Below are 7833 nucleotides of genomic sequence, written 5' to 3' on the forward strand. Positions count from 1 at the left end.
TGGGCGGCCCGGCCTCCCCCCCCGGGCCGCGGGGGGCGGGGGGCCCGCCCCCCCCCGCCCGCGGGGGTCGGCCCAGCCGACTCGTCCGCCAGGCCCGCGAACCGATCGGAATCGGTAGGAGGATGCCGTGAGCCCGCGCGAAATCCCAGGGGTGTTGCTCGTCGGTTCGCCGTCGGCGAGCGTTCGCGGTATCGCCAACCACACCGGAAGACCCCTGCCCGGTTCCGTCCTGGTGGTCGACGCGCTGGGGCCGGAGCTCTACGACACCATCGTGCGGTCGGTCGCGGTGATCTGCTCCGGCGGCGGCCGGACCGGTCACATGGAATCGCTGTGCCGGTCGCGCGGGATCCCGGTGCTGCGCGTGCCGCACGGGGAACTGGCCGGCGTGGTCGGGCACGTGACCGTCCGGACCGATCGCGAGTCGGTGGTCCTCGGCGAGCACGACGCCGCCGAGCCCGCCGGCGACTACCCCACCGTCACCCCCGACGACCTCAGGTCGGTGTGCGTCGTCATCGCCGACGCCACGGACATCCGCTCGACCAACGCGATCACGCCCCGCGTCGAGCAGGTCACCTCGTTCTTCATCCGGGAGGAGTTCGTCTGCCTCTCCTCGGGCCTGAGCCCGCTCGACGCGCTGCGGGCCGGGGTCGGCGAGGCGGCGCGCTACGGCGAGGCGATCGGCGCGCAGCTGTGCGCCATCGTCGCCGAGCTGCTGCCCGGCCAGCGCCTGGTGATGCGGCTGCTCGACCTGCGCTCCGACGACGCCGCGCAGATCACCAACTCCGTGGACGTGGACCACGAGACCAACCCCGAGCTGGGTTTACACGGCGCGCGGTGGCTGCTGCACGAGCCGCACTACCCGCACGCGTTCCACGCGCTCCGCGCCTACCTGGGCGAGCACCTGGGCCCGGAGGCCGACCGGGTCAGCTTCGCGGTGCCGTTCATCAACGACCAGGACGAGTTCCTGCGCCTGCGGGTCCGGCTCGACCTGCCCGACGACGTCCCGCTGTCGGTCTTCGTCGAGACGCCGGCGGCGGTGCACTCGGCGGCCGGGTTCTGCGCGGCCGGGGCGAGCGAGATCTTCATGGGCACCAAGGACCTGACCCAGTTCTACCTCGCCGCCGACCGCAGCAACCACCGGGTCGCCGCGTCCTACCAGACCCGGCACCCGGCGGTCCTGTCCGGTCTGCGCCAGTCCGTGGAGGCGGGCCGGGAGGCGGGGGTCCCGGTCCACGTGTTCGCCCTGGGCGCGGACGTGGGCCACTACTTCAAGCACCTGCCGGCGGACCGCTTCATGATGTGCACCGCCGAGCTGAGGCAGCTCGCCCAGGAGGCGCGGGCGGCGCGCTGACGCGTCCGCTGCGGGGTCACGACGGCGGTCGACCGCACGGTGCCCACGTCCACCGCGCGGTCGACGAGCGCGTGTCGGCGGCCCGGGTGTCGGCGGCCGGGTGTCAGCGGGTCGGGTGTCAGCGGGTCGGGTGTCGGCGGCCGGGTGTCGGTGGGCTGGGTGTCGGCGGCCGGGTGTCGGCGGCCAGGCGTCGGCGGCCCGGATGTCGGCGGCTGCGCGTCGGTGGGCCGGGTGTCGACAGGCCGGGCGTCGGCGGGCACCCCCTATCATCCCGGAGGTGACCGCCTACGACGATCTTGACGCGTTCGAGCACCTGGACACCTCCGCCCTGCCGCCGCGCCAGCAGCGGATCCTGGCGGTGATCCGCGACTGGGTGGTCCGGCACGGGTACTCGCCCAGCACGCGGCAGATCGGCGACGCGGTCGGGCTGCGGTCCTCGTCGTCGGTGTCCAAGCACCTGGCGAGCCTGGAGGAGAAGGGCTTCCTGCGGCGCGGCGAGACCGTGTCGCGGCCGATCGACGTGCGCCTGTTCCTGCACGAGCCGTCCGGGCGGGAGGTGCCGGACGACTCGGTGCCCGTGCCGGTGGTCGGGCACATCGCGGCGGGCGTGCCCATCGCGGCCGAGGAGCACGTGGACGACGTCCTGACCCTGCCCCGCGGGCTGACCGGCCGCGGCACCGTGTTCGCGCTGCGGGTGCGCGGCGACTCGATGGTCGACGCGGCGATCTGCGACGGCGACATCGTGGTGGTGCGGCAGCAGCACGAGGCCCACTCGGGGCAGATCGTGGCCGCGATGATCGACGGCGAGGCCACCGTGAAGGTGTACCGGCGGCGCAACGGCCACGTCTTCCTGGAGCCGCGCAACCCGGCCTACGAGGTGATCGACGGCGACCGGGCCGTGGTGCTGGGCACCGTCGTGTCGGTGCTGCGCAGCGTCTGAGGGCGGCCCTGAACTGACGGGCGGCACCGATCCCAGGGGGCGTTGCGCCGTTCGGCGGACACGCTGAGCGACCGCATCTCATCCGATCGGTCTACTGCACTCGGTCGTCGAGTGGATGCAGACTGGGGCCGGATGGGCGGAGGTCGGCATGGTCGGGATCGAGGCGGACGGCCCGGAGGACCGGGGCCTGCGGCAGTACCTGCGGCTGATCGCCCGGAAGCTGGGGATCGACCTGGAGTCGTGCTGGTACGAGTGCGCGCCCGACGCCACCGCCTACATCGCCCTGGACCAGCGGCTGCCGCGGCACCCGGACAAGGACCTGGCGCTGGTGTGGGACGAGCACACCGGGTGGTGCGCCGGGGTCGAGGTGGGGCGCGGCGCGGACCTGGTCGCGCTGACCTGGCTCGGGCCGCCCGTGCTGCCGTCGCCGGAGGCGGTCACCGGTTTCGTGTCCGACCTGGTCGCCGGCCGCCGTCCCGACCACCCGCGACCACCGGCCACGCCGACCGGCGACCTGGCCGACCAGCTGGTCCGGTACGCCGCCGGGGTGCCCTGACCGCCGGTCGGTGCGATCGCCGGTTGACGGGGCCGCCGGTTGACGGGGCCGCTGGTCGGGGCGGCCGTCGGTTGGTGCGATCGCGGTCAGTCGGCGGGGCCGCGCAGCGTCAGCACCACGCGCAGCACGTGCTCGACCGCGGACGGGAACGCCGCGCCCCTCAGCTCGCCGCGGGTGGCGAGGTTCTTGCCGGCGAACTCCAGCATCCGGTCCTCGCCGACGCGCCGGACCACGAGCGCCGCGATCTCCTCCAGGTCGAGGCCGGGGTGGTCCAGCCGGGTCAGGGCGAACTCGACCACCAGCTCCTCGTCCGTCATCGCCGCTCCTCCCGACCCCGTCGAGGGTAGTCGAGCTAGGAGGACCACCAGGAGAACCCGTCGTCCGACCGGTCCTCCGGTCGGTCGAACGGATCAGGCGCGTGGTGGCCGACGCCGTTCGCCGTGCGGTGGCCGACGCCGTCCGTGCCGTGATGATCCGGGCGGTGGTGGTCAGGCCCGTGGTGGTCAAGCCCGTGGTGAGCCGGTTCCCGGTGGTCGGGGTCGTCCCAGCCCCGGGGCTCGACGCCGTTGCGCACGGTCGCCAGCGCCTCGTCCTGCGTGCGGTGCAGGCGGAGCAGGTCTTCCATGTCGGTCATCCGGATCGGCCGGGCCACGGTGCGCCTGCCGGCCACCACCGCGAACCCCGCGCCCAGCACGTCGGCCCGCTGCCGGGCCTCCACCAGCACCGCGATGCCCATCGACCCGAAGAACCCCACGTCGCCCAGGTCCACCACCAGCGCGGACGTCTGCCCGTTCAGGCAGCTGAACAACGCCTGCCGCACGTCACGGAACGTGTCGACGTCGAGGTCGCCGTGCACGGCGGCGACCACCACCCCGTCGTCCCCGACGTCCTCGACCGTCACCGACGGCTGATCGACAATCCCGTGCACGTCGCTCCCTCGCACCGACCTCGGCTGCGGACCAGGTCACCGTCCCCCACCTTTACCCCTCGGGACCCCGTCCGACACCGCCAACGTGACGCTGTGCGCGTGCCGACCGTCACCCACTGCCCAGGCACACGAACGGGCGGCGCAGCGGGTCCACCGCGATCGCGTCGGCCAGCGCCACGGCCGGCCGCGCGCCGGCGGCGAGGCTGCGGTGGTAGTCGTCCATCGCGGCGGCGCACGCCTGGTCGCCCACACGGCTCAGCGGCGCGACGACCAGCTGCGAGCCGCTGGCCAGCAGGGCGCTCGCGAAGCCCAGCGGCTCGTCGCCCGGCCGGATCCGGTTGAGCGCCAGCTCGCACGCGGCCAGCACGACCTGCCGGGGCGGGTGCGCCAGGGCCGCCATCTCGTGCGCGTAGACCGGCCCGTCGCTCAGCTCCAGCCGGGAGAACAGCGCGTTCTCCGGCTCGTGGACGCCGTGCGCGGCCAGGTGCGCGATCTCCGCGCCGTCCAACGCGTCCAGCACGGCGGCGACGGTGGCCCGCTCGCCCGACACCAGGCCGGCGGTGGTGTAGTGCGCGCCCAGCTTGTCGATCTCGCCGACGGCGGCCGGCAGCCCGGGGCCGCGGACCAGCACGGTGCCGCCCGGGGCGCGGGAGCCGGCGCGGTCGGCGGCCAGCCACGCGGTCGCCGACGGGGCCACCGCGGTCGGCCGCCCGTGCAGCGTGGGCAGCACGCCCCACGGCACCGCGTACAGCGCGCCGGTCGGCACGATCACCAGCTCCCGCTCGCCGATCAGCTCGGCCAGCGGCTGGATCAGCAGCGCGTCGAGCCGTGCCGCCTGCTTGCGCGCGGACCCGGCCAGCACCTGCGCCAGCGGTTCCGGCAGGTGGTCCGGGGCGAGGGCGTTGAGGTCCGCGTTCAGCATCCGGGCGCTCTCCGCCGCCTCGTCGGCCGACCCGAGCCGGGCCAGCCGCACGTCGGAGCCGACCACGACGACCGCGACCAGCGCGTCCTCCGATGCCGCGAAGCTGACCAGGGCGCGATCGCCCAGCCGGGCCATCACGTCGGTCAGCCGGGCCACCGGGCGGGGCGCGCCCCACCGGCCGGTGTGCCAGCCGAGCCGGTTGGCCTCGCGGAGGCGTTCGGCGCGGCGCTGGCGCAGCGCGGCGGTCGCGTGGCCGTCGTGCTCGGCCTGGTGGATGGACTGCGTGAGGCTGCGGACCTCGGCGATCCGCTCGGCCAGCTCGGGGTTGTCGGCGTGGGTCAGCGGCTCGTAGCGGTAGGTCTGCGCCCGCGTCCGCTCCAGCCAGGCGAACAACCGGCGGGCGTTGCCGTCGTCCAGCACCAGGTGGACGCCGAGCTCGGCCAGCTCCCGGCCGTGCAGCGCGGTGCCGGACAGCAGCTCCAGCCCTTCCATCCGGTCGCGCACGTGGTCCAGGTCGGTGAGGCCGGCCCGGATCTCGACCAGCGCGGCCGCGCGTCGGCCGCGGGCGACGGCGAGCTCCGCCCGGCACAGCCGGCGCAGCATCCGGTAGTCGATCGCGGTGAGCCGGCCCGGCCGCGGCACCGCGTCGAGGATCGCCGCGGCGGTCTCGACGTCGCCGCGCCGCAGTTCCAGCCGGACGGCCAGCATGCGGGCCAGCGCCGCCTGCTCGGCCAGCCTCGGCACGGGGAGCGCGTCGGCGAACTCCACGGCCCGCCGGGGCAGCGACCGCGGCACCCGGCCGGACCGCAGCGCCAGGCGCGCGTCCACGCGCAGCCCGATGAGCGTCGCGTTGGCGACGCAGGTCTCGCAGCCCCAGCGGCGCATCCGCTGCCGCGCCGAGGAGGCCATGGCGCGGGCCAGGTCGAGGTCGCCCGCCATGTCGGCGGCCGCCGCCCGGTACAGCTCGACGTTGGCCAGGTAGCGCGTGAGGCCGTGCTCGGCCCGCAGCTCGGCGAGGACGCCGTCGAGCTGGGAGCCCGCCTCCTCGGCCAGCCCCGCGGCCATCAACGCCTGCGCCCGGTCCAGGCCGAGCAGCACCGGCACGCCGAGGCCCTGCTCGCGGAACGAGCGCTCGCTGTGCGCGTAGCGGCGCAACGCCGCCGGGACGTCGCCGATCCGCAGCTCCAGCACGCCCAGCGAGTGGTTCGCGTCGGCCGCCCGTTCCCACAGCTCGTGCTCGGCGGCCAGCGACGCCGCCCGGGTCAGGTCGAGCCGGGCCTGGCTGATGAGCCCCAGCCGGGTGTGCGCCGTGCCGCGGCTCCACAGCGACTTCACGATCAGCTCGGCCACCGCGCGGGTGGGCCGCCCGCCCGCGAGCCGGTGCTCGTAGTGCTCCAGCGCGGCGTCGAAGACGGCGATGGCGTCCTCGATCCGCCCCGCGTTCAACATCTGCAGGCCGCGGTTGTGCTCGACCGCGCCGCGCAGCTCGTCCTTCACCAGCGGGTCGGCGACGTCCTCGACCATCCGCCGCACCTCGGCGAGCCCGGCCAGCGCCGCGCCCGGACCGGAGTTCTCGGCGTCCAGCGCCGCCAGCGTCGAGGACAGCCGAATTCGCGTGACCTGCCAGAATTCCCGCGTTTCCGGATCATGCGGGTCGAGCGCGTCGGCCAGGTTTTTCCCCCGGCGCAGCAGGCGCACGGCGTCGTGGTGCCTCCCGGCGCAGGACGCGTCCACGCCGCGCCGGTGCAGTTCGCGCGCTTCACGGATGACAAGGGTTTCGTCACGGGCGACGGTCACTGTCACCTGTCCATGACAGCACAGAACACCACGAAAAAGCGCCCGCCGACCAGGAGACCTGGTCGACGGGCGCCATCACGGTTGACACCGTCAGTGGGCCGGCGCCTTCGTCACGCAGCCACCGCCCACGCACAGCGGGGACAGCTCGCCGTCCTCGTGCGTGTGGTCGTGGTGGTGTTGGTGCTGGTCCTGGTCGGTTTCCGGCACGACCGGCGTGGTGGTGTCGTCCTGCGGGACGTCCTCGTCCCTGAAGTCGGTCTCGGTCGGCGTGGACAAGCTGATCTCCCTCCCCTGAGGATCTGTCTCGGCCTTGCGATCCACTCAGCTGACTTCCCTGAGTGATGTCGAGCGGGCCCCTCGTACCGCTCGAACAGGGCAATGGTGGCACAACGGCTTAACGATGGAGAGGGAATTTCGCAGATTGGTTACTCGATCAGCGTCCACTCGTGCGTAAGACCGCCCCTGAATCACCCATTCAGGTACATCGCAGAACCTAGTCGTTGGGCCGGTAGCAGTCCTCGAATCCGTCCGGTTTGGGCTGATTGCCCGCGAGCGCGGCGACGACGTCGGACTGCCTGAGGTTCTCCGGGTAGCCGGGCCAGTCCGGCTCCTGACCGTTGACGTGCAGCTCGTCCAGCCAGTAGCCCGACTGGCCGGACACCTTCTCGAACTCCAGGTCGCAGCCCTTGACGCGCACCGTGACCTCGATGACCTTCTGCGACGACTTGACCGTCCGCTTGCCGACCTTCTTGGTCTTCTTCTCGGTCTCGCTGCGCGGCTCGCCGACGCCGCTGAAGCCGGCGGCCTTCAGCTCCTCGACGAACCGGTCCTCGTTGCTCGCGCACCCAACCAGGGAGGCGGCGAGGCCCAGGGCCAGCAGCACGGGCGTGAACTTCGTGGTCATGGCGGACAGCCAACAGCGGCGGCCGCGGGCGCGTGCGGTGGTTGATCAACCGTTACCGCGCCGTGACGCCGTCGTGGCGTTACCCCGATCGACCGACCGGCGGCGCGCGACCGGCGCAAGGTCGGCGGGAAGCCGAATCGACCGGCGAACGACCGACAGGACCGGCCACGTTCCCTCTTTAGGGTGACGCCGTTGATCACGGCCGCCGACCGGTACCGGGGGGATCCGCCATGAATGGGTTCGGGAGCCGGGTGCGGACCGCCACCGGCGCGGTCCTGCTCGCCACCGCACTGACCACCGGCTCAGCCGCCGCCCTGGCCGCCTCACCTGCCTCGGCTGCCGCCCCGGCCGCGGGTCCGCCCGCCGCCGGGGCCGCCGCGCCGCTCGACAGCCCGCCGCCCGCCGCGGCTGTGTCTTTTACACAAATACGAGCCC

Annotated in this window: 8 protein-coding genes; 3 read left to right on the forward strand and 5 right to left on the reverse strand. The window is 73.9% G+C overall.

What is annotated here, in order from left to right:
• The first annotated feature begins 127 nt into the window (after nt 1–127).
• From ACFXGA_RS33375 to ACFXGA_RS33385, 3 genes are all read left to right on the forward strand, one after another.
• Nucleotides 128–1351, forward strand: a complete 1224-nt coding sequence (locus ACFXGA_RS33375) for a putative PEP-binding protein (RefSeq protein WP_378094923.1) — start codon at nt 128–130, stop codon at nt 1349–1351.
• A gap of 277 nt (nt 1352–1628) precedes the next feature.
• Nucleotides 1629–2291, forward strand: coding sequence for a transcriptional repressor LexA (gene lexA, locus ACFXGA_RS33380; protein WP_378094925.1), 663 nt, complete (start codon nt 1629–1631; stop codon nt 2289–2291).
• A gap of 148 nt (nt 2292–2439) precedes the next feature.
• Nucleotides 2440–2847: a DUF6292 family protein gene (locus ACFXGA_RS33385; RefSeq protein ID WP_378094928.1), complete on the forward strand. Its 408-nt coding sequence runs from the start codon at nt 2440–2442 to the stop codon at nt 2845–2847.
• A gap of 86 nt (nt 2848–2933) precedes the next feature.
• Here ACFXGA_RS33385 and ACFXGA_RS33390 read toward each other — a convergent pair whose 3' ends face one another.
• The 5 genes from ACFXGA_RS33390 to ACFXGA_RS33410 all read right to left on the reverse strand — a co-directional run bounded on the left by ACFXGA_RS33390 (nt 2934) and on the right by ACFXGA_RS33410 (nt 7398).
• Nucleotides 2934–3164 carry a hypothetical protein gene (locus ACFXGA_RS33390; protein ID WP_378094930.1) on the reverse strand — a complete coding sequence of 77 codons (231 nt, stop codon included), beginning with the start codon at nt 3162–3164 and terminating at the stop codon, nt 2934–2936.
• A 35-nt stretch (nt 3165–3199) separates the two neighbouring features.
• Nucleotides 3200–3775 carry an STAS domain-containing protein gene (locus tag ACFXGA_RS33395; RefSeq protein WP_378094931.1) on the reverse strand — a complete coding sequence of 192 codons (576 nt, stop codon included), beginning with the start codon at nt 3773–3775 and terminating at the stop codon, nt 3200–3202.
• A 109-nt stretch (nt 3776–3884) separates the two neighbouring features.
• Nucleotides 3885–6494, reverse strand: coding sequence for a CHAT domain-containing protein (locus tag ACFXGA_RS33400; protein WP_378094940.1), 2610 nt, complete (start codon nt 6492–6494; stop codon nt 3885–3887).
• 90 nt (nt 6495–6584) lie between these two features.
• Nucleotides 6585–6770 carry a hypothetical protein gene (locus ACFXGA_RS33405; RefSeq protein WP_378094933.1) on the reverse strand — a complete coding sequence of 62 codons (186 nt, stop codon included), beginning with the start codon at nt 6768–6770 and terminating at the stop codon, nt 6585–6587.
• A gap of 217 nt (nt 6771–6987) precedes the next feature.
• On the reverse strand, nt 6988–7398 hold the full coding sequence (locus ACFXGA_RS33410) for a hypothetical protein (RefSeq protein ID WP_378094935.1): 411 nt from the start codon (nt 7396–7398) through the stop codon (nt 6988–6990).
• Between the last annotated feature and the right edge of the window lie 435 nt (nt 7399–7833).

The sequence above is a fragment of the Actinosynnema sp. NPDC059335 genome, from assembly GCF_042752395.1.
Taxonomy (GTDB): Bacteria; Actinomycetota; Actinomycetes; order Mycobacteriales; family Pseudonocardiaceae; genus Actinosynnema.

Bases quoted from the DNA above. Each gene is read 5' to 3' on its own strand.
- ACFXGA_RS33385 (WP_378094928.1), top strand. From the start codon at position 2,440: ATGGTCGGGATCGAGGCGGACGGCCCGGAGGACCGGGGCCTGCGGCAG.
- ACFXGA_RS33390 (WP_378094930.1), bottom strand. From the start codon at position 3,164: ATGACGGACGAGGAGCTGGTGGTCGAGTTCGCCCTGACCCGGCTGGAC.
- ACFXGA_RS33410 (WP_378094935.1), bottom strand. From the start codon at position 7,398: ATGACCACGAAGTTCACGCCCGTGCTGCTGGCCCTGGGCCTCGCCGCC.